This is a genomic window from Pseudomonas sp. PDM19 (assembly GCF_014852215.1).
Classification (GTDB): Bacteria; Pseudomonadota; Gammaproteobacteria; order Pseudomonadales; family Pseudomonadaceae; genus Pseudomonas.
Map to the genome: position 1 here is coordinate 1,031,569 of NZ_JACVBG010000001.1, position 20,307 is coordinate 1,051,875.

Annotated in this window: 19 protein-coding genes; 11 read left to right on the plus strand and 8 right to left on the minus strand. The window is 66.0% G+C overall.

The annotated features are described in order from the left end of the window. Window position 1: 1 nt before the first annotated feature. From IB273_RS04435 to IB273_RS04455, 5 genes are all read left to right on the plus strand, one after another. Complete coding sequence (locus IB273_RS04435; RefSeq protein WP_151186989.1) at window positions 2-820, plus strand: CheR family methyltransferase; 819 nt, start codon at window positions 2-4, stop codon at window positions 818-820. Beyond that, window positions 817-1,404: a chemotaxis protein CheB gene (locus IB273_RS04440; RefSeq protein WP_192223352.1), complete on the plus strand. Its 588-nt coding sequence runs from the start codon at window positions 817-819 to the stop codon at window positions 1,402-1,404. Before IB273_RS04435 ends, IB273_RS04440 begins: the two co-directional genes overlap by 4 nt. Continuing rightward, on the plus strand, window positions 1,394-2,578 hold the full coding sequence (locus tag IB273_RS04445; RefSeq protein ID WP_151186991.1) for a hybrid sensor histidine kinase/response regulator: 1,185 nt from the start codon (window positions 1,394-1,396) through the stop codon (window positions 2,576-2,578). Before IB273_RS04440 ends, IB273_RS04445 begins: the two co-directional genes overlap by 11 nt. Before the next feature lie 74 nt (window positions 2,579-2,652). Further along, window positions 2,653-4,602, plus strand: a complete 1,950-nt coding sequence (locus tag IB273_RS04450) for a PAS domain-containing sensor histidine kinase (protein ID WP_192223353.1) — start codon at window positions 2,653-2,655, stop codon at window positions 4,600-4,602. Window positions 4,603-4,667: 65 nt separating this feature from the next. Then, entirely contained in the window at window positions 4,668-4,808 is a 141-nt protein-coding gene (locus tag IB273_RS04455; protein ID WP_192223354.1) for a hypothetical protein, read from the plus strand. Between the two features lie 90 nt (window positions 4,809-4,898). Here IB273_RS04455 and IB273_RS04460 read toward each other — a convergent pair whose 3' ends face one another. Together IB273_RS04460 and IB273_RS04465 are read right to left on the minus strand one after the other, a co-directional pair. Then, entirely contained in the window at window positions 4,899-5,510 is a 612-nt protein-coding gene (locus IB273_RS04460; protein WP_081519766.1) for a Yip1 family protein, read from the minus strand. 28 nt (window positions 5,511-5,538) lie between these two features. Then, window positions 5,539-5,898, minus strand: a complete 360-nt coding sequence (locus tag IB273_RS04465; RefSeq protein WP_081519767.1) for a hypothetical protein — start codon at window positions 5,896-5,898, stop codon at window positions 5,539-5,541. A 290-nt stretch (window positions 5,899-6,188) separates the two neighbouring features. Here IB273_RS04465 and IB273_RS04470 point away from each other — a divergent pair, with 290 nt between their 5' ends. Then, entirely contained in the window at window positions 6,189-6,461 is a 273-nt protein-coding gene (locus tag IB273_RS04470; RefSeq protein WP_192223828.1) for an AMP-binding protein, read from the plus strand. Here IB273_RS04470 and IB273_RS04475 read toward each other — a convergent pair. Together IB273_RS04475 and IB273_RS04480 are read right to left on the minus strand one after the other, a co-directional pair. Next, the gene (locus IB273_RS04475) at window positions 6,442-8,013 is read right to left on the minus strand and encodes a diguanylate cyclase (protein WP_192223355.1); all 1,572 of its coding nucleotides are present in this window, start codon (window positions 8,011-8,013) and stop codon (window positions 6,442-6,444) included. The two genes, IB273_RS04470 and IB273_RS04475, sit on opposite strands and share 20 nt — an antisense overlap. Window positions 8,014-8,272: 259 nt before the next feature. Then, a complete protein-coding gene (locus tag IB273_RS04480; RefSeq protein WP_192223356.1) occupies window positions 8,273-9,727 on the minus strand; it encodes a sodium:solute symporter family protein in 1,455 nt (484 codons plus the stop codon). Window positions 9,728-10,110: 383 nt separating this feature from the next. On the opposite strand from IB273_RS04480, the gene IB273_RS04485 reads away from it, so the two are divergent. The 3 genes from IB273_RS04485 (at window position 10,111) to IB273_RS04495 (ending at window position 12,328) form a co-directional block, all read left to right on the plus strand. Continuing rightward, entirely contained in the window at window positions 10,111-10,704 is a 594-nt protein-coding gene (locus IB273_RS04485) for a DedA family protein (protein WP_192223357.1), read from the plus strand. A gap of 82 nt (window positions 10,705-10,786) precedes the next feature. Beyond that, window positions 10,787-11,668 carry a Dyp-type peroxidase gene (locus IB273_RS04490; protein ID WP_151186996.1) on the plus strand — a complete coding sequence of 294 codons (882 nt, stop codon included), beginning with the start codon at window positions 10,787-10,789 and terminating at the stop codon, window positions 11,666-11,668. 246 nt (window positions 11,669-11,914) lie between these two features. Beyond that, window positions 11,915-12,328 (plus strand): cupin domain-containing protein, encoded by a 414-nt coding sequence (locus tag IB273_RS04495; protein ID WP_192210697.1) that lies wholly within the window; start codon window positions 11,915-11,917, stop codon window positions 12,326-12,328. A 61-nt stretch (window positions 12,329-12,389) separates the two neighbouring features. Here the strand turns inward: IB273_RS04495 and IB273_RS04500 are convergent, their stop codons facing one another. After that, entirely contained in the window at window positions 12,390-13,724 is a 1,335-nt protein-coding gene (locus IB273_RS04500) for an MFS transporter (protein WP_151186998.1), read from the minus strand. A 539-nt stretch (window positions 13,725-14,263) separates the two neighbouring features. Between IB273_RS04500 and quiC the strand changes: the two genes are divergently transcribed. Further along, a complete protein-coding gene (gene quiC / locus IB273_RS04505; RefSeq protein ID WP_192223358.1) occupies window positions 14,264-16,174 on the plus strand; it encodes a 3-dehydroshikimate dehydratase QuiC in 1,911 nt (636 codons plus the stop codon). 98 nt (window positions 16,175-16,272) lie between these two features. Then, a complete protein-coding gene (locus tag IB273_RS04510; RefSeq protein ID WP_081519774.1) occupies window positions 16,273-16,938 on the plus strand; it encodes a TetR/AcrR family transcriptional regulator in 666 nt (221 codons plus the stop codon). A gap of 221 nt (window positions 16,939-17,159) precedes the next feature. On the opposite strand, the gene IB273_RS04515 is transcribed toward IB273_RS04510, so the two are convergent. From IB273_RS04515 to lpdA, 3 genes are all read right to left on the minus strand, one after another. Continuing rightward, the gene (locus tag IB273_RS04515; protein WP_192223359.1) at window positions 17,160-18,008 is read right to left on the minus strand and encodes a shikimate dehydrogenase; all 849 of its coding nucleotides are present in this window, start codon (window positions 18,006-18,008) and stop codon (window positions 17,160-17,162) included. A 5-nt stretch (window positions 18,009-18,013) separates the two neighbouring features. Then, window positions 18,014-18,454, minus strand: a complete 441-nt coding sequence (gene aroQ / locus IB273_RS04520; protein ID WP_081519776.1) for a type II 3-dehydroquinate dehydratase — start codon at window positions 18,452-18,454, stop codon at window positions 18,014-18,016. 443 nt (window positions 18,455-18,897) lie between these two features. Next, the gene (gene lpdA / locus IB273_RS04525) at window positions 18,898-20,304 is read right to left on the minus strand and encodes a dihydrolipoyl dehydrogenase (RefSeq protein WP_192223360.1); all 1,407 of its coding nucleotides are present in this window, start codon (window positions 20,302-20,304) and stop codon (window positions 18,898-18,900) included. Window positions 20,305-20,307 lie beyond the last annotated feature (3 nt).

Genomic DNA, 20,307 nt, shown 5'->3' on the forward strand with positions numbered 1-20,307 from the left:
CATGCCTGATCGCAGCCAGGACATCGAGCTGCGCCTCCTGATCGAGGCGATCTACCTGAAGTACAGCTACGACTTCCGCGACTACTCCGGTACCTCGCTCAAGCGCCGTGTGCTGCACGCTACCAAGCTGTTCGAGTGCCGCAGCATCTCGGCCCTGCAAGAGCGCATCCTGCACGACCCGCACGCCTTCCATGAGCTGCTGCAGTACCTGACCATCTCGGTGAGCGAGCTCTTTCGCGACCCCAGCTACTTCCTCGCGCTGCGCCAGGAAGTGGTGCCGGTGCTGCGCACCTATCCGTCGCTGCGCCTGTGGGTGGCCGGCTGCAGCACCGGCGAAGAGGTGCATTCGCTGGCCATCCTGCTGCACGAGGAAGGCCTGCTCGAGCGCACGCTGATCTACGCCACCGACATCAACCCTCGCTCGCTGGAGCAGGCGCGGCGCGGCATCTACGCGGTGGACGACCTGGCCCAGGCCAGCGAGAACTACCGCGCCGCTGGCGGCAAGGGCTCGCTCTCGGACTACTACACGGCGGCCTACGACGGGGCGCTGTTCGACAAGATGCTGCGCGCCAACGTGACCTTCGCCGATCACAGCCTGGCTACTGACAGCGTGTTCTCCGAGACGCACCTGGTCTCCTGCCGCAACGTGCTCATCTACTTCAACCGCCAGTTGCAGAACCGCGCTATCGGCCTGTTCCATGAGTCGCTGTGCCACCGGGGCTTCCTCGGCCTGGGCAGCAAGGAAAGCCTGGACTTCACCGACTTCGCCGGGGAATTCGAGGTGGTGAATCGCCGTGAACGGGTGTTCCGCAAGCGATGAACGCGCAGCGCAAGGTCGAAGCCGTTGTCATCGGCGCCTCGGCGGGCGGCGTGGACGCGCTGTTCCAGCTGTTCGACGGGTTGCCGGCGGACTTCGCCCTGCCCATGGTGGCAGTGCTGCACCTGCCGGAAAACCACGAGAGCCAGTTGGTCGACCTGTTCGCCCGGCGCCTGGCGATCCCCGTGGAGGAGGCTCGCGACAAGGCGCCGGTGGAGGCGGGCACGCTGTACTTCGCCGCTGCCGGGTATCACCTGTCCATCGAGCGGGAGCGCAGTTTTGCGTTGAGTCGCGAGGCACCGCGGAATTTCTCCCGGCCGTCCATCGACATCCTTTTCGACTCGGCGGCGGACGCTTACCGGGAGAATCTCGCCGGCATCCTGCTGACCGGAGCCAACCAGGACGGCGCCGAAGGGCTGGCGCGTATCCGCCGCGAGGGCGGGCTGAGCATTGTCCAGGACCCGGCCGAAGCCGCCGTGTCCACCATGCCGGAGGCGGCTATTGCACTGCACGCCCCGGACCACATACTTCGGCTGCGTGAAATTCACGCGCTACTGACCCGAATGGGCACCCGACATGCTGCGTAACCAGGGAAGCAAACTGCTGATCGTCGACGACCTGCCGGAGAACCTGCTGGCGCTGGAGGCGTTGATCAAGGGCGAGGGGCGCGAGGTGTTCAAGGCCTCCTCGGCGGATGAGGCGCTGTCGCTGCTGCTGGAGCACGAATTCGCCCTGGCGCTGCTCGATGTGCAGATGCCCGGCATGGACGGTTTCGCCCTGGCCGAGCTGATGCGCGGCACCGAACGCACCAAGAGCATCCCCATCGTCTTCGTCACCGCCGCCGGACGCGAGCAGAACTACGCGTTCAAGGGCTACGAGAGCGGCGCGGTGGACTTCCTCTACAAGCCGCTGGACAACCACGCGGTGCGCAGCAAGGTGAACGTCTTCGTCGATCTGTATCGCCAGCGCAAGGTGCTGGCACGACAGCTGGAAGCACTGGAGCAGGCGCGCAGCGAGCAGGACGCGCTGCTCGCCGAGCTGCGCGAGACCCAGGTGGAGCTGCAGCGGGCGGTGAAAATGCGCGACGACTTCATGTCCATCGTCTCCCACGAGCTGCGCACGCCGCTCAACGGCCTGATGCTGGATACCCAGTTGCGCCGTCTTTACCTGTCCAAGGGCAAGCTGGAGCACTTCGCGCAGGACCGCCTGGGCGTGCTCTTCGAGCGCGACGAGCGCCAGCTCACCGGCTTGAACCGGCTGATCGAAGACATGCTCGACGTCTCGCGTATCCGCACCGGCAAGCTGTCGATCCGCCCGGAGCCGGCGAACCTCGCCGATATCGCCCGCCGCGTGCTGGGCAACTTCGCGGTGCAAGCGCAGGCGGCCGGTTGCGAACTGAGCCTGGAGACGCCTGAAGTGGTGGAAGGCGTGTGGGACGCCTACCGCCTGGAGCAGGTGATCAGCAACCTGGTCAGCAACGCCCTGCGCTATGGGCCCGGCCAGCCGGTGGAAGTGACCGTCGCGGTGGCGGATGGCCGCGCGCAACTCTGCGTGCGCGACCATGGCGACGGCATCAGCGCCGACGAGCAGCGGCGCATCTTCCAGCAATTCGAACGTGGCGCCGGCGCGGCCCGTGTCGCCGGCCTGGGTTTGGGGCTGTTCATCTCCGAGCAGATCGTCCAGGCCCACGGCGGCCGCATCGAGTTGCGCAGCGAGCCGGGGTTCGGTGCGGAGTTCAGCGTCTTCCTGCCGCTGGACTGAGTGCCGTCTGGCGGCGCCCGAAGTGAGGTGGCTGCGCCTATGCTTTGCTCCAATGAGCCAAGAGAGCAGACTTGATGCCCGATACGACCGCCAGCACCGCCCAGCTCGTCGAAGATGCGCGCTACCGCCTGCTGGTCGAGGCGGTGACCGACTACGCCATCTACATGCTCGACCCCGATGGCCGCGTCAGCAGCTGGAGCTCCGGGGCGCAACGCCTGAAGGGCTACGCCGCCGATGAGATACTCGGCGAGCACTTCTCGCGATTCTATACCCCCGCCGACCGCGAAGCCGGGCTGCCGGAGCTGGCACTGGGCGAGGCGGCGCGGGTCGGGCGCTTCGAGAGTGAGGGCTGGCGCCTGCACCGCGATGGCAGTTCGTTCTGGGCCCACGTGGTGATCGACGCCATCCGCGATGTTTCCGGGGAGCTGCTGGGCTTCGCCAAGATCACCCGCGACCGCACCGAGCAGCACGAGACCGAACAGGCCCTGCGCCGCAGCGAGCAGCATTTCCGCCTGCTGGTCAATGGCGTCACCGACTACGCGCTGTACATGCTTGACCCCGAGGGCAATGTCACCAGCTGGAACTCCGGCGCGGAGCGGATCAAGGGCTACCATCCCGAAGAAATCATCGGTCGTCGTTTCGAGTGTTTCTACTGCGACGAGGATCGCCAGGGAGGCGTTCCCGAGACCAGCCTGAGCACCGCGCTGGCCGAGGGGCGCTACGAGGAAGAACGCCTGCAGATGCGCAAGGACGGCTCGCGGTTCTGGGCCAATATCGTCATCGACCCGGTATTCGACGACGCCGGCAAGCTGCTGGGTTTCGCCAAGATCACCCGCGACATCACCGACAAGCGCCGCGTCCAGGAAGAGCTGGAGCGCGCCCGCGACGAACTGATCCAGTCGCAGAAGATGGAGTCACTCGGCCAGCTGACCGGCGGCGTCGCCCACGACTTCAATAACCTGCTGACAGTGATCCTTGGCGGGCTGCAGTTGCTCGAACGACAACTGCCCAGGGACAACGAGAAGGTCCAGAACATCTGGCGCAACGCGCTGGAGGCGACCCGCCGCGGCGCCCAGCTGACCCAGCGGATGCTGGCCTTTGCGCGCAAGCAGCGGCTGTTCCCGCAACCGATCCAGCTGCCGGCACTGCTGCAGGACATGAGCGAGCTGCTGGTCAGCTCCCTGGGCCCGACCATCAGCCTGGAGACGCGCTTTCCGCTTCAGCTGGACTGCGTGATGAGCGACCAGAACCAGCTGGAGCTGGCGATCATCAACCTCGCCACCAACGCCCGCGACGCCATGCCTGGCGGCGGCAGCATCACCTTCTCGGCACGCAATGCCCAGGTCGGGCCGCGCCAGAGCGGCAAGCTGGCGCCGGGGGAATACGTGTGCCTGGCCATGACCGACTCGGGGCTGGGCATGGACGAGGACACCCTGCGCCGCGCCGCCGAGCCATTCTTCACCACCAAGCCGACCGGCAAGGGCACGGGGCTGGGATTGTCCATCGTCCATGGGCTGGCCCAGCAGCAGGGCGGCGCGCTGCTGTTGCGCAGCACGCCAGGGCAGGGCACCACCGCGGAAATCTGGTTGCCGGCGGTGAAGACAAAGGCAGAGCTGGTAGCAGAAAGCGCCGAACTGCCGCCCGATGCGGTGGGCGAACCCCTGGAGCCGCTGGACCTGCGGGTGCTGGTGGTGGACGATGACGCGCTGGTGCTGGCCGGCACCAGCGCGCTGCTGGCGGACCTCGGTTGCCAGGTCGCGCGAACCGATTCGGCGCGGGCGGCGCTGCAATGGCTGGAGCAGTCGGACTTCGACCTGATGATCACCGATTTCGCCATGCCGGACATGGACGGCATGCGGCTGATCCAGCAGGTGCGCCAGTCCTACCCTGCATTGACCTGTGTGCTGACCACCGGTTACGCGGGACGGCTGGATACTCTGGCCGACTCGGTGGTGCGTCTGCCCAAACCCTTCGACCGCGACCAGTTGCTCGCCTTGCTGCTGCAGGTGAAGCACGTCGGGTAGATAAACCGAACCTCAGCGGCCGGGGCGCGCCCAATGGAGACTGCCCATGTCCCGGAGGACTCGCCATGTACGTTCATCCCCAGGCACAGCGACCGGACCCACAGGAAGCCCCGCCGGACCGCGAGAGCCAGATTCCCGAGGACTTTCCCGAGGAGCTGCCGATGCAGCAGCCCCCGGAGGAACCGGTGCCTCAGCCGGAACAATGAACGGCCACGCAGACTTTCCCGTTGCGCAGCAGTCTTCCATTGCCGCGATCGCGCGACGGGAAGGTTGCTGCAGGCCACGGATCTCGGCGCTTACTCCTGCAGATATTCCCCAGCCCCCGTCATTGTCTGGCCCCACATTTCCAGGAAGCCGAACGCCGTGGTCAGCAGCGCCAGGAAGCCAAGGCCGAGGATGCAACCCGCATAGAACGCGGCACTGCGCTGGGTCAGACGCATGTAGATCGGCAGGCCGATGAACAGCAGCCAGCCGGAATAGGCCGTGGCGGCCCCGGCGGCGAGGATCAGCAGCCAGCGCGAGGGCAGCAGCGCGGCGATACCCGCGAGCATCAGCGGCAGGGCGACGGCGGTGGAGAAGCCCATGCTGTGGTTGATGTTGGGCCGCACCTCGGTGCGGAACAGCACCCAGCGCGTGAGGTAGGCGATGATCACTATCCCGGCCACCAGGCCGACGTAGCACCAGAAGCCGAGCAGCGCGCCACTGGCGGCGCTGAGGAACTGGGTTTCGCTGTTGCCCGGCAGGCGCCAGCCCACCTGGGTGGTGCCGATGAACAGGCACACCGCCGGGATCAGCGGCAGCAGCAGCCAGAACGGCAGGTAGGCCGCCGGGTGCTGGTCGGTGCTGTCGCGCAGTTCGTGCCAGGCCTTCTCGGGGTGCACGAAGAAATGGGTCAGGGGAAAGGTCATGGCGTTCTCCTAAGCCTTGAAAGGGTTTTCAGTGCCGCCTGGACCGGTTGGCAGAGTGCAGGCCCTCGGCAACCTCGATTTCGATCAGCGAACCGGGGTCTTCATTACCCGGATCGTTGATCTGCGAACTGGCCAGCTCGGGATCGTCGATGGCCGGATCGAGGTCGCCCTGGGGCATCAGCCCCTCGCTGCGGTCACGGCGGTCGAGCAGTGGCAGTAACTGCTCCTGGAACTCCTGCTGCTGGGTTTCCGACAGTGCGGCAAACCCGTGGTTGAGGATGTAGCGGGCGAGGATTTCCTGGCGGCTGTCGGCTTCCAGCGCGCCATCTTCGAGCAGCCGGCGAAGGCCTTCCGAGCGTTCGACATCCTGATGATCATTCCAGCCCATCGTTTGCACCTCCCAGATCGGGTGAGCGTGAGTGGTCAAGCGTGTGTGGCTCGGCATGAGCACTGGCAGTGGGCGGCGTCTTTCGCGTCGCCTATGCGGATGACCTGTACCGGGCGCCCGGTGTTCGGTGCCAGGGACGAACGGTCCGCCGGCTGAGCCGCTGCAGGTACGGCGCGTGCAGCGGGCAGCCATCGCATTCCGGCATGGCCGGCATCGACCTGAGGTATTGGCCGGGCGCGGCACGCGGCCCTTGGCCTCTCGTGCGTTTCCCCTGACAACGAGAACAGCAAGTGGACCTGGGTAAAATCCTGCGCCGTAGCGCGCTTTACTGGCCTGACCGCGAAGCCGTGGTCGACTCCCGCCAACGTATCACCTTCGCCGACCTCGAACGCCGCACCAGCCGCCTGGCCTCAGGGCTGCTGGCGCTGGCGCTGGCGCTGGGGCAGGGCGCCCGGGCGTCCATCTATATCGCCCCGGCCTGGGCGATGGCGGGCGGATTGCCGGACTGGCGCGCGCACTGGCATCACGCCTGTCGACACTGGCCTAGGTGTCGTCGCTGCTGACGACGCGGTTGCGGCCGCTCTGCTTGGCGCTGTACAAGCGCTGGTCGGCGAGCTTGAGCACCGCTTCCGGGGTCACGGCCAGTGCGCCCAGGTCGGCGACGCCGATGGACAGCGTGACCAGCCCCACCTGCGGTATCTGCGTGAGTGCCACAGTCTCGCGGATGCGTTCGGCAATGCCGGTGGCGGTTTCCAGGGACGTCTGCGGCAGCAGCAGGACGAATTCCTCGCCACCGGCGCGGCAGGCCAGGTCGCCGGCGCGGGACGAGTCGCGCAGCACCGCCGCGATCCGCCGCAGGGCTTCGTCGCCGGCATCGTGGCCCCAGGTGTCGTTGACCCGCTTGAAGTGGTCGATATCCACCGCGAGTACCGAGTAGGCCACCCCGGATTGCTCCAGCGCATCCAGCGCTACACCCAGCGCGCGGCGGTTGGCCAGGCCGGTGAGGGCGTCGCTTTGCGCCTCCTGGCTCAGCTGGCCAAGCTTCTGCTGCATCAGACCGACACCGGTGAGCAGCGCCTTGCGGATCGCCGCCGCTTCGCGGTACCAGGTCTTGATGCCCTGTAGTTCGCGGGGCGTTTCCGGGTTCGACAACTGCTCGGCGCTCAGCGCCAGCTGGCGCAGCGGCCGGGTGATCAGCAGGGTGCCGACCCAGATCGCCAGCACGCCGAGCAGGCTCGCCGGGATCAGTCCCAGCAGCATGTCCTTCATCAGCAGGTTCAGCGGCGACAGGCTGAGGTCGCGCGGCTGCTGGGCTACCACTGCCCAGTTGGCTTCCGGCACCTGGGCGTAACCGGCGAGCATGGGCACGCCCTGGTAGTTGAGTACCTCCATGGAACCGCTCTCGCCGCGCAGGGCGGCCTCGATGGTGCTGCTGTGATTCACCACCTCGCCGACGCGCTCGCGGACGGGGTGGTGCAGCAGCCGGTGGTTGGCGTCGGCAACGAAGGCGAAGGTGCCTTCCTGCTGGAAGTGGCTGCCGATGATGCTATGCAGCACGCTGGGCTTGAGGATGTACACCGAGCCACCGACCAGGCCCAGGTACTCGCCGCTCGGGCTGGTGATCGGCTGCGAGATCAGTACCACGAGGTTGCCGGCGATGGACTCGTAGGCCTGGCTGATCTTCGGCTGCTTCAGGCGCAGCGCTTCCTTTACGGCCTCCGAGCGCAGCGTGGTGCCGACGATCTGCAGCGAGTCGGGATAGGCCTGCAGGACCTTGCCACTGGCGTCGACGATGATGATGGAGTTGAAGAAGGCGTCCTGGGCCTGCAGGCGCATCGCCTCGGCGTGCAGTACCGGCGGTTCGTCGAAGTGGTTGGCGAGTATCCCGGAGCTGTAGGCCAGGTTGCGCCGCGCGGAGCCGAGGAACTCGTGAATGCTCGACGCCACCTTGGCTGCGTAGGCGCGATTGGCCTCCAGCGTCGAGTGGATCAGCGCGCTGCGCTGCACGTTGTAGGCGACCACCAGGCTGTTGCCGAGGGTGGCCAGCGTGGCGAGCAGCACGAAGACCAGTATCAGCATCCGCAACGTCAGCGGTTTGCGGCTCCAGCGCTTCATGGGCTGGCCCGCCGGGTACTGCGTGATTGCGATGTCGAAGTCTGATCCATGTAAGCGCCGGTGCGGGTGAGGGACGTGCAGCCTACCCGCCGATCCTCGACGGGGCGAGGTTCAGGATAGGCAGGCTTGGGGCGTCCGTCACATCGCCGGCGGCGGGAGTTCGCCGACCAGCGCGCGATGGCCTGCTCGTGGAGTGTGTCTGTCGCGCCCACAAAAAAGCCCCGCACAGGGCGGGGCTTCTTCTTTGTCTATAGCGCGATCAGTTGGCGGCAGCGGCGGCGGCCATGTCCGACACGCTCTCGCCACGGTGCTGGCTGAACTGCGGAGCCAGGGAGCCGATGATCATGCCGATGGCGCTGCAGATCAGGCCCACCAGTTGCGGCGGCCAGAAGTCGCCTTCCTGGTAACCCAGTTCCAGCGACACCCAGCCGATCAGGCCGCAGGCGATGGCGGTCAGGGCGCCCTGGGTGGTGGCGCGCTTCCAGAACAGGCCGAAGAACAGCGGCACCACGGCGGCGACCAGGGTCACCTTGTAGGCGTTGCCGACCATCTCGTAGATGCTGGCGTTGGACAGCAGGGCGAACAGGCAGGTGGCGACGGTCATCGCCAGTACGCTGCAACGCATGGCCAGCAGGGCCTGGCGGTCGTTCATGTTGGGCAGGAAGTGCTTGACGATGTTCTCGGTCAAGGTCACCGACGGGGCCAGCAGGGCGCCCGAGGCGGAGGACATGATGGCCGAGAGCAGGGCGCCGAAGAACATGATCTGGGCGAACAGCGGGGTACGCTCGAGGATCAGGTGCGGCAGGATCTGCTGGGAGTCTTCGGCCAGCCAATGCTTGACCATCTCCGGCTCGATCATCGAGGCGGCATAGATCAGGAAGATCGGCAGCATGCAGAAGACCAGGTAGCAGCAGGCGCCGGTCATGGTGGCGCGCTGGGCGATCTTCTCGGTCTTGGCCGACATCACGCGGGCATACACGTCCTGCTGCGGGATGGAGCCGAACATCATGGTTACCGCGGCGCCGAGGAAGGCGACGATGTCCTTGGCCGAGGTGCCGTGCAGGAAGGTGAACTTGCCTTCGCTGGCGGCGTGGCTGATCACGTTGACCGGGCCGCCGGCCATGTCACCGATGAGCCACACCAGGTAGAACAGGCCGCAGACGATGATGATCATCTGCAGGAAGTCGGTCAGCGCCACCGACCACATGCCGCCGAACAGGGTGTGCAGCAGGACGATGATGGTGCCGATGATCATGCCCTGGGTGGTGGTCAGGCCACCGTCGGAGAGCACGCTGAAGACCACGCCCAGCGCGGTGATCTGCGCGGCGACCCAGCCCATGTAGGAAATGATGATTACCAGGCTGGTGAAGATTTCCACGTGCTGGCCGAAGCGCTTGCGGAAGAAGTCACCGATGGTGAGCAGGTTCAGGCGGTACAGCGGGCGGGCGAAGACGACGCCGACCAGCATCAGGCAGCCGAAGGAGCCGAAGGGGTCTTCGATGATCCCGGCGAAGCCTTCTTCGAGGAAGGTGGCGGGAATGCCCAGCACGGCTTCGGAGCCGAACCAGGTGGCGAACACCATGGTCACGACGAGGGGGAAGGACATGCTCCGGCCAGCGGCGGCATAGTCCGAGGAGTTGTGCACGCGGGTGGTGGCGTAGAAACCGACAGCTACGGTGATCACCAGATACACCGCTACAAACCAGATCAGCATTTGTTCGTTCCGTTGGCTCGCCGGGAACCGTACTGCCGAGACGAAGCTCGGGCAGGTGGGCCACGACTGACAAAGTTGTTTTTGTTGGGTTGCGCGGCCGAGGTCATCCGGTGCACCAGGCAGTGGGAGCCGGAAAAACGTAACCAGTTGCGACAACGGGCCGCAGTCTGCCAAATCCGTCAAATATGTCAAACACTTGAATTGCTCATGAGCGAAAAAAATTACATCTCAAGACGAATGGCGTAGTTAAAGGATTGATTTGATTGGGTGCTAACGATCCTGACTGACCAGTTAGTCGTTTATTTTTTACATCCGATGTTCGATAAGCAGAACATTCGCCAAGCCGCTAGGCTCTTGGCACGGCACGTATTCAAAGGACCTTCATGTTCGAGCATCTCGACCTCGCCCAACTGCTTTCCAGCTACGGCTATCCGGTGCTTTTCCTCGGTTGCCTGCTGGAGGGGGAATCGATGCTTTTGCTCGCGGGCATCGCTGCGCACCAGGGGCTGCTTGGCTTCACGCCGGTGGTGTTGTGGGCGACGCTGGCCGGCACCCTGGGCGATCAGTTGCTGTTCTGGGGCGGTCGCCGCGCAGGTGACCGCGCCGTGCCCTGGCTGCAGCGGCGCGGGCTGGCCGTCGAACGGGTCACCGGGTTGATCGAGCGTTATCCGCACCTGTCGATCTTCGCGGTGCGCTTTCTCTACGGCATGCGCCTTGCCGGGCCGCTGTTGATCGGCGCCAGCCGGGTAGGATGGCTGCGTTTCCTGCTGATCAACCTGCTCGGCGCCTTGTGCTGGGCGCTGCTGTTCGCCAGCGCCGGGTATTGGGCCGGGGAACTGCTGGAGCAATGGCTGGGCAACCTGCGGCCTTATCGCCTGCCGGTGTTCGTCGCGGTGCTGCTGGTGTTCGGCGGCCTCGCGTTGTGGCGCTACGGGCGGCATCGGCGCAAGCGCAAGCAGGGCACATCCGCGAACTGATCGCCAAGTCCTTGATACAGAGCGGTTTGGATTCGCGCGCGGCGCGATTAGAATCGCCGCTCTTTCGTTCAAGGACGCTGTCATGAGCCTTTACCAGCCCGGCATTCTCGCCACCCCGGTTCCCGCCCACGCCCGCCACCTGTTCTTCGATCTGAAGTCGCTGCAGGATCTGCCCGCCGCGCTGGATCGCTTGATGCAGTTTGCCGATGGCGAGCGCGCGGTGGTCGGCTTCGGCGAGTCGCTGGTGCGTGCGCTGGGCCGCCGCATCGACGGGCTGCGCGAATTTCCGGCGATCTCCGGCGTGGGCGTCGACAACCCGTCAACCCCGCATGCCCTGTGGGTCTGGCTACGTGGTGAAGAGCGTGGCGAACTGCTTCTGCGCACCCAGGAAGTCCAGTCCCTGCTGGCGCCGGCGCTGGAGCTGGGCAGCCTGACCGAGGCCTTCCGCCATGGCAGCGGCCACGACCTGACAGGCTACGAGGACGGCACCGAAAATCCGCAGGACGACGATGCCATCGCCGCCGCCATCGTTGAAGGCGCTGCGGGCCTCGCCGGCGGCAGCTTCGCCGCGATCCAGCAATGGCGCCACCAGCTTCAGGACTTCGCCGCACTGCCGCAGCACGAGCGCGACGACATCATGGGTCGCCGCCTGAGCGACAACGAGGAACTGGACGACGCGCCGGAGTCCGCCCACGTCAAGCGCACCGCCCAGGAGAGCTTCGAGCCGGAAGCTTTCATCGTGCGCCGCTCCATGCCCTGGACCCAGGGTCAGGACGCCGGGCTGATGTTCCTGGCCTTCGGCTGCACCCTGGATGCCTTCGAAGTGCAACTGCGGCGCATGAGCGGGCTGGAAGACGGTATCACCGACGCGCTGTACCGCTTCAGCCGGCCGCTCACCGGCGGCTACTACTGGTGCCCGCCGCGCAAGGATGGGCTGCTCGACCTGAGTGCGCTGCTGGGCTGACTCTGCTGCTGCGCCGCGAAAGCCCTGCCTGCGTGCGGGGCTTTTTTGTGGCCGGTGCGCGGTCAGATCGCGGGCATGGCCCGATCCTGCAGGGCGCGCGTGCTGTTGCAGGAGCGGGCCATGCCCGCGAACCCGTTGTGGTACTGAACCACCAATGGCACCCCGATCTTCTCCCAAATTGGCTGTTGGCCCTCGCCAGCGGCGGGCGTAGCGTGGACTCATCTTCCCGCTGCCGAGAATGCCGCCATGCCTGCCACCACTTCCCTGAAATGCCTCCTTGCCGGCCTCGGCCTGGCCCTGGGCCTGCCGCTCTTCGCCCACGACGCCACCCAGGAAAAGATCGAAGTCCAGCAGGAGCACAAGCTCCCCGACGCGGCGGGCAAGAAGGGGCTGATGATTACGGTCTCCTATGCGCCCGGTCAGTCTTCCGGGGCCCATGTGCACAGCGGCTCGGTGTTCGCCTACGTGCTCGAAGGCGCGGTGATCTCCCAGCTGGAGGGGCAGAAACCGGTGACCTACCAGGCTGGCCAGTCCTGGTACGAGGCGCCGAACACGCCGCACCTGGTCTCGCGCAACGCCAGCAACGAGAAGCCGGCCAAGCTGCTGGTGTGGATGCTGCTGGACGAGAAGGCCCCGGTGCTGACACCGCTGAAGCAGTGAGCCGATAACGAAGAACCCCGCCGATTGGCGGGGTTCTTCGTCGCAGCCTCGACCTGTAGGGTCAGGTCGCAGCGCCGGGCACCTTGCGCGGGGCCATGAAGAACATCCAGGCCAGGGCCAGGAAGTACATGGTCGGGATGATGGTGAAGAGGATCGCGTAGTTGTTGTGGGTCGCGGTGAGGATGTAGCCGACGATCTGGGTCATGAACATGCCGCCAATCGCCGCGAACATGCCGCCAAAGCCGAATACCGTGCTCATCAGGTGCTTGGGCGTGTAGTCCATCACCAGGCTCCAGATGTTCGCCGTCCAGGCCTGGTGCGCGCCGACGCCCAGGGCGATGGCGGCCACCGCGACCCACAGGCCGCTGGCCTTGGCGGCGAAGATCACGCCGATGATGGCGCAGGCGCAGATGAACATCGACAGCAGGCGCGCATGGATGGAGTTCATGCCACGACCGATCAGCCAGGACGAGAGGATGCCGCCACCGATGCTGCCGAAGTCAGCGGTCAGCCAGATCAGCATCAGCGGGATGCCCATCTGGGTGACGCTGATGCCCAGGCCGTACTGCTGGTTGAGGAACGGCGGCAGCCAGTAGAGGTAGAACCAGAACACCGGCGCGGTCAGCGAGTAGGCCAGGGCAAAGGCCCAGGTGCCACGCATGCGCAGGATGGCGGAGAAGGGCACGCGCTCGGCTGGCGGCTCGTCGGCTTCCTGGATGTAGTCCAGCTCGCTCTGCTTCACCGTCGGGTGTTCTTCGGGGTTGAAGTACTTCAGGCTCCACAGCACCACCCAGACGAAGCCCAGTGCGCTCATGCACAGGAACGCCGCCTGCCAGCCCCAGGCCGCGAGGATCAGCGGCAGCAGCGCGGGGGTGACCATGGCGCCGACATTGGTGCCGGCGTTGAAGATGCCGGTGGCCATGGCCCGCTCGCCGGCGGGGAACCACAGGCGCGTGGTCTTCACGCAGGCGGGGTAATTGGCCGCCTCGGTCAGGCCGAGGATGAAGCGGCAGACCATGAAGCCGGCCGCCGAGCTGGCCAGGCCGTGGGCGCCGGTGGCGAAGCTCCACAGCAGCACGGCGAAGAAGAACGCGCGTTTCACGCCGATGCGGTCGATCAGCCGGCCCTGCAGCACGAAGCCGATGGCGTAGCCGACCTGGAACCAGAAGTTGATGTTGGCGTAGTCCATGGCCGTCCAGGCCATTTTCTCGGCGAGCACCGGCTGCATCACGCCCAGCGCGGCGCGGTCGATGTAGTTCAGGGTGGTGGCGAAGAACACCAGGGCGAGCATGCCCCAGCGCACCTTGCCGACGGCCATGGCGCCACGCACCTTGCCGAAGAAGGAGGAACCGTGCGGGGCGACCGCAGCAAGGGGAGCGGATTGCGTATGGATCATGATCGGGGCCATCCGTAATCGGGCTGACGCGCAGCCTCGGGAATTATTGTCGTGCCGCAGGCGTCCCGCGTGCTCCACCGTTGATCGGCGTGGGCATCAGGAAAGACGTGCGGTGGCTGGCGAAAATCAATGCGCGCGGTGGCGCCCGAGCAGACAGCACAGGCCTGGCATCAGGCGGGCCAGGACGGTTTGCGGATGGGGGATGGAGGCGGCGAGGCGAGGGTGGGGGATGTACATGAGCATTTACCCGTTCTTGAAATTGTTATGGATGACACGCAGGCCATCTCGCAGCGGCTGGAATGCGTTCCCGGGTTAAGGCAGTGCCGGGGGAGCAGCCGGATTGCGTCGACGTGGCTAAATCTTGAGCAGCGGCCGGAACAGCGTCAATTCGATAAACGGCCTTTGGTTCGGTAATCGAACACAAAACTAACCAGTTAGTACACTTTAAATTGCCGGCAACCCGGACCGCCAGAATAATCAGACTCAGCCGGAGACCGATTCCAACAAGCCCCTCAGCACATCCGGCAGGAGTCAAAGAAATGCAACGTTCGATCGCCACCGTTTCCTTGAGCGGAACCCTGCCAGACAAACTCGAAGCCATCGCCGCCGCCGGTTTTGATGGCGTGGAGATCTTCGAGAACGATCTCCTGTATTACGGCGGCAGCCCGCGCGACGTGCGCCGGGTCTGCGCCGATCTGGGGCTGGCGATCACCCTGTTCCAGCCGTTCCGCGACTTCGAGGGCTGCCGCCGCGACAGGCTGCCGCGCAACCTCGACCGCCTGGAGCGCAAGTTCGACCTGATGCAGGAACTGGGCACCGATCTGGTGCTGATGTGCAGCAACGTTGCCGCCGACTCCCTGGGCGAGCGCGAATTCCTCCTCGAAGACCTCGGCCTGGCCGCCGAGCGGGCCGGCGCCCGTGGCCTGCGCGTGGGCTACGAAGCCCTGGCCTGGGGCCGCCATGTGAACACCTGGCAGCAGGTCTGGGACATGGTGCGCGAGGTCGATCACCCAGCGCTGGGCGTGATCCTCGACAGCTTCCACACCCTCTCGCTGAAGGGTGACCCGGCGGGCATCGCGCAGATTCCGGGGGAGAAGATCTTCTTCGTGCAGATGGCCGACGCGCCGGTCCTGGCCATGGACGTGCTGGAGTGGAGCCGGCACTTCCGCAACTTCCCCGGCCAGGGCGAGTTCGACCTGGCGGGCTTCCTCGCGCCGATCCTCAAGAGTGGTTATCGCGGCCCGCTGTCGCTGGAAATCTTCAACGACGGCTTCCGCGCCGCGCCGCCGCGCGCCAATGCTGCGGACGGACTGCGCTCGCTGCTCTATCTCGAAGAGAAGACCCGCGCGCGACTGGAGAGCGAGGGTACGCCGAAGGAGCAGCTCGACTGCCTGTTCGCGCCGCCGCCGGCCAGCCAACTGGATGGCGTGGAGTTCCTCGAGTTCGCCGTCGACGAAGCCCTCGGCGCGCGCCTGGGCAACTGGCTTGAGCGCCTGGGTTTCGCCCGCGCAGGCGAGCACCGCTCCAAGGCGGTGAGCCTGCTGCGCCAGGGCGATATCAATATCGTGCTCAATGCCGAGCCCTATTCCTTCGGGCACAGCTTCTTCGAGGCCCACGGCCCGTCGCTGTGTGCCACCGCCTTGCGCGTGCGTGACGCCGCCAGTGCACTGGAGCGTGCACAGGACTACAAGGGTCAGCCGTATCGCGGGCTGGTCGGGCCCAATGAGCGCGAGATTCCCGCCGTGCGCGCACCGGACGGCAGCCTGATCTATCTGGTCGAAGAACGTGCAGCCGGACAGACCATCTATGACATCGACTTCCGCCTCGATCCTGACGCCCAGCCCAGCGGCAAGCTGCAGCGTATCGATCATATGGCCATGGCGTTGCCGGCGGACGGGCTGGACAGCTGGGTGTTGTTCTACAAGGGCCTGTTCGACTTCGAGGCCGACGACGAAGTGGTGCTGCCCGATCCCTACGGCCTGGTCAAGAGCCGCGCCCTGCGCAGCGCCAACGGCAGTGTGCGGTTGCCGCTGAACATCTCGGAGAACCGCAACACGGCGATCTCCCATGCGCTGTCCAGTTATCGCGGCTCCGGCGTCCATCACATCGCCTTCGCCTGCGAAGACATCTTCGCCGAGGTGGCGCGGGCGAAGGACGCCGGAGTACCTCTGCTGGAAATCCCGCTCAACTACTACGATGATCTTGCCGCGCGCTTCGACTTCGACGACGAGTTCCTCAGCGAGCTGGCCTACTTCAACGTCCTCTACGACCGCGACGCCAGCGGCGGCGAGCTGTTCCACGTGTATACCGAACCCTTCGAGGAGCGCTTCTTCTTCGAGATCATCCAGCGTCGCGGCGGCTATGCCGGCTATGGCGCGGCCAACGTCGCCGTGCGCCTGGCGGCCATGGCCCAGGCGCGCAACGGCACCACGCGCCGCCCCAAGGTCTGAGCCGCCGCGCTTTGCCTGAAGGGTGCGGGGGCGCGCATAATCCGCGCACCCCTTCACCACAGCAGGCGCCCCTGGCGCCTGCCTGACGATGCAGAGCCATGACCGACAGCGCCACCCAGCCGATTCCCGCCGAAACCGCCCGCCGGGGTCGCAAGAACAACCCGGAGAAGACCCGCGAGGACATCCTCCAGGCGGCCATCGTCGAGTTCGTCCAGCAGGGGCTCTCCGGCGCGCGGGTGGATGCCATCGCCGAGCGCATGAACACCTCGAAGCGGATGATCTATTACTACTTCGGCAGCAAGGAGCAGCTCTACCAGGCGGTGCTGGAGAAGCTCTACGGTGACATCCGCGGTACCGAGCAGTCGCTGCACCTGGCCGAGCTGGAACCGCTGGAGGCCATGCGCCGGCTGGTCGATTTCACCTTCGACCACCATGACCGCAACGTCGATTTCGTGCGTATCGTCAGCATCGAGAACATCCACTACGGCCAGTTCGCCTCCGGCTCCGAGGCGATCCGCTCGATGAACAGCAACATCCTGCGCACCATCGAGGACATCCTCCAGCGCGGCGCGGCCAGTGGTGCATTCCGCGCCGGCCTGCAGGCCATCGACGTGCACATGCTGATCAGTGGGTTCTGTTTCTATCGGGTGTCCAACCGCCATACGGTGGGGTCGCTGTTCCAGGTCGAGCTGGAAGACCCGGCGATCAAGGCGCGGCACAAGGACATGATCATCGAGGCGGTGTTGCGCTACGTGCGGCCCTAGGCAGGGCTGAAACTGTAGGAGCGGGCCATGCCCGCGACTGCATCCGGCGCGTGGCGATTCACCCGCTAACTTTGTGCCATTCCAGCGCCGCCCCTGCCGGCGGATCGCGGGCATGGCCCGCTCCTACAGGTTGGGGCACTGCCCATTATTGCCGGCGTACACCTGCGTAGGATGGCGTGGAGCGAAGCGATACCCATCGCGGGTACCGCGCCATGGCCCGATTACATCGCGCTGAAATGCGCCAGCATCCGCTCGCTGTCCGCTTCGACGCCACTGAACAACTCGAACGCCTTCACTGCCTGGAACACCGCCATGTTGCCGCCATCCAGCGTGCGGCAGCCAAGGCTGCGGGCATGCCGGAGCAGCGCGGTCTCCAGCGGGAAGTAGATGATCTCCGCCACCCACAGGCCCGCGTGCAGCAGCTCCAGCGGCAGCGGCGCGCCGGGCAGCTTGGCCATGCCCACCGGCGTGGTGTTGACCAGCCCGTCCGCCTCGCTGACGGCGCCGGCCAGGTCGTGACCGACCCGCGCGCGCTGGCCGCCGAAATGGGCGTTGAGATTGTCCACCAGCGCCTGGGCGCGGGCCGAATCCACTTCGAAGATCGTCAGTTGCTGCACGCCTTCGCTGAGCAGTGCATGGGCCACTGCAGCGCCTGCGCCGCCAGCGCCCAGTTGCACCACGCGTTCGCGCGGTGCGTCGCTGAGGTTGCGCCGGAAACCTTCGGCAAAGCCCAGGCAATCGGTGTTGTGACCGATGCGCCTGCCATCGCGGAGCACCACGGTATTCACCGCGCCGATGCCGCGCGCCTCGTCGGACAGCTCGTGCAGCAGCGGGATCACTGCCTGCTTGCAGGGGAAGGTGATGTTTAGCCCGGTGTAGCCCATGCGCTCGGCGGCGGCGAGCAGGTCGGGCAGGGCGCCGGCATCGACGCCGAGGGCGTCCAGGTCGATCAGCCGGTAGAGGTAGCGCAGTCCCTGCGCGTCGCCCTCGCGCTCGTGCAGGGCGGGTGTGCGCGACGCCTGGATGCCGGCGCCGATCAGGCCGGCCAGCACGGTGCGGTATTCGGTCATGGCGCTCACCCCTTCAGCAACTTGGCGAAGTGCTGAATGCCGGCGCGGTAGCCGTCGCTGCCCAGGCCAGCGATGACGCCCACGGCGATGGCGGAGACGAACGAGTGATGGCGGAACTCCTCGCGCTTGTGCACGTTGGACAGGTGCACTTCGACCACCGGCAGCTCCACGGCGGCGAGCGCATCGCGGATGGCTACCGAGGTGTGTGTCCAGGCGGCGGGGTTGATCAGGATGCCGGAGCAGCGGCCGCGCGCCTGGTGGATCCAGTCGATCAGCTGGCCTTCGTGGTTGGTCTGGCGGAACTCGATTTCCAGGCCGTGCTCGGCGCCGGTGCGCTGGCAGAGGGCAGCGATGTCGTCGAGGGTCTCGTGGCCGTAGGTGGCGGGCTCGCGGGTGCCGAGCAGGTTCAGGTTCGGCCCGTTGAGCACGAGCAGGGTATGGGGCATGAGGGTGGCTCCGTTGTTTTTGTATGGCCGAGTGGGGAATGGCCTGTAGGAGAAAAATGTACCAAATAGTTAATTTGGTCAATGTGGCGATAGAGTGGTGGGTTTTGTAGCGATCTGACGGGTTGAAGCCGTTTAATTGGCCTCAATGGCGTCGATCTCTCGTGAGATGCGCATGAGTGGCGGCGGAAGCAGAACGACAATCCGTGCGGTGATCGACCACGGAGCGTAGGGGCGGACGTTGTCCGCCGTTCGCGGGCATGGCCCGTTCCTGCATGAGCGTTCGACGTAGGGCGCATAACGCGCAGCGTTATCCGCCGCCTGGTCAACGGCGGATATGCCGTTCCGGGTTATGCGCCCTACGAAAGAAAAGCCCTCCCGGCAAAAAAAGACCCGCCAATCGGCGGGTCGGAGGGGGAAGCCTGGAGAATTGGAGAGCGGCGGCTTCAGACGTGCAAGGCATGCCCCAGCGCGCGCAGCGCTGCTTCCTGCACCGCTTCGCCGAGGGTCGGGTGGGCGTGGATGGTGCCGGCGATGTCTTCCAGGCAGGCGGCCATTTCCAGCGACTGCACGAAGGCCGTGGACAGCTCCGAGACCGCCTTGCCCACGGCCTGCCAGCCGAGGATCAGGTGGTTGTCCTTGCGTGCCACCACCCGGACGAAGCCGTCGCTGGACTCCAGGGTCATGGCGCGGCCGTTGGCGGCGAACGGGAAGCTTGCGGTCAACACCTCATAGCCGGCGGCCTGGGCCTGTTCCGGCGACAGCCCGACCACCACCACTTCCGGGTCGGTGAAGCACACCGCCGGGATCGCCGTGGGGGTGAAGGCGCGGCGCTTGCCGGCGATGATTTCCGCGACCATTTCGCCCTGGGCCATGGCGCGGTGCGCCAGCATGGGCTCGCCGGCGATGTCGCCGATGGCCCAGACATCGCGCATGGAGGTGCGGCACTGCTCGTCGATCTGCACGGCGCGGCCGTTCATGTCCAGGCGCAGGGTGTCGAGGTTCCAGCCGGCGGTGTTGGGGTGGCGGCCGACGGCGACCAGCACCTGGTCGGTCTCGATCACCCGCTGGGAACCGGCGCCGTCCTGCACGCGCAGGCCTTTGCCGTCCGGCTCCAGGCCCATCACGCTGTGGCCCAGGTACAGCTCGATGCCCAGCTTGCGCAGGGAATGGGTCACCGGCCTGGTCAGTTCCTCGTCATAGGTTGGCAGGATGCGCGGCTGCGCTTCCACCACCGTGACTTCCACGCCGAGCTTGCGGTACGCGATGCCCAGTTCCAGGCCGATGTAGCCGCCGCCCACCACCGCCAGGCGCTTGGGCAGTGTCTTCGGCGCCAGTGCTTCGGTGGAGGAGATGACATTGCCACCCACCGGCAGGAAGGGCAGTTCCACGGATTTCGAACCGGCCGCCAGCAGCAGGTGCTCGGTGTGGATGTGCTGGGTGCCGCCTTCGGCAAGGTCGACCTCGACGGTCTTGCCGTCGACGATCTTCGCCCAGCCGCTGACCACGGTGACGCCGTGCTTCTTCAGCAGCGCGGCGACGCCGGTGGTCAGGCGGTCGACGATGCCGTCCTTCCATTCCACGGTGCGCTGGATATCGATGCTCGGCGCCTGCACGCTGATGCCCAGCGGCGACTTGCCGGCGAACTCGCGGGCCTTGAGGTACTCCTCGGCGGCGTGGATCAGCGCCTTGGACGGGATGCAGCCGATGTTCAGGCAAGTGCCGCCCAGGGCGGCGCCTTCCACCAGCACGGTGCGGATGCCCAGCTGGCCGGCGCGGATCGCCGCGACGTAGCCGCCGGGGCCGCCACCGATCACCAGCAGGGTGGTTTCGAGAGTCTGGTTCTGTTTCATGTC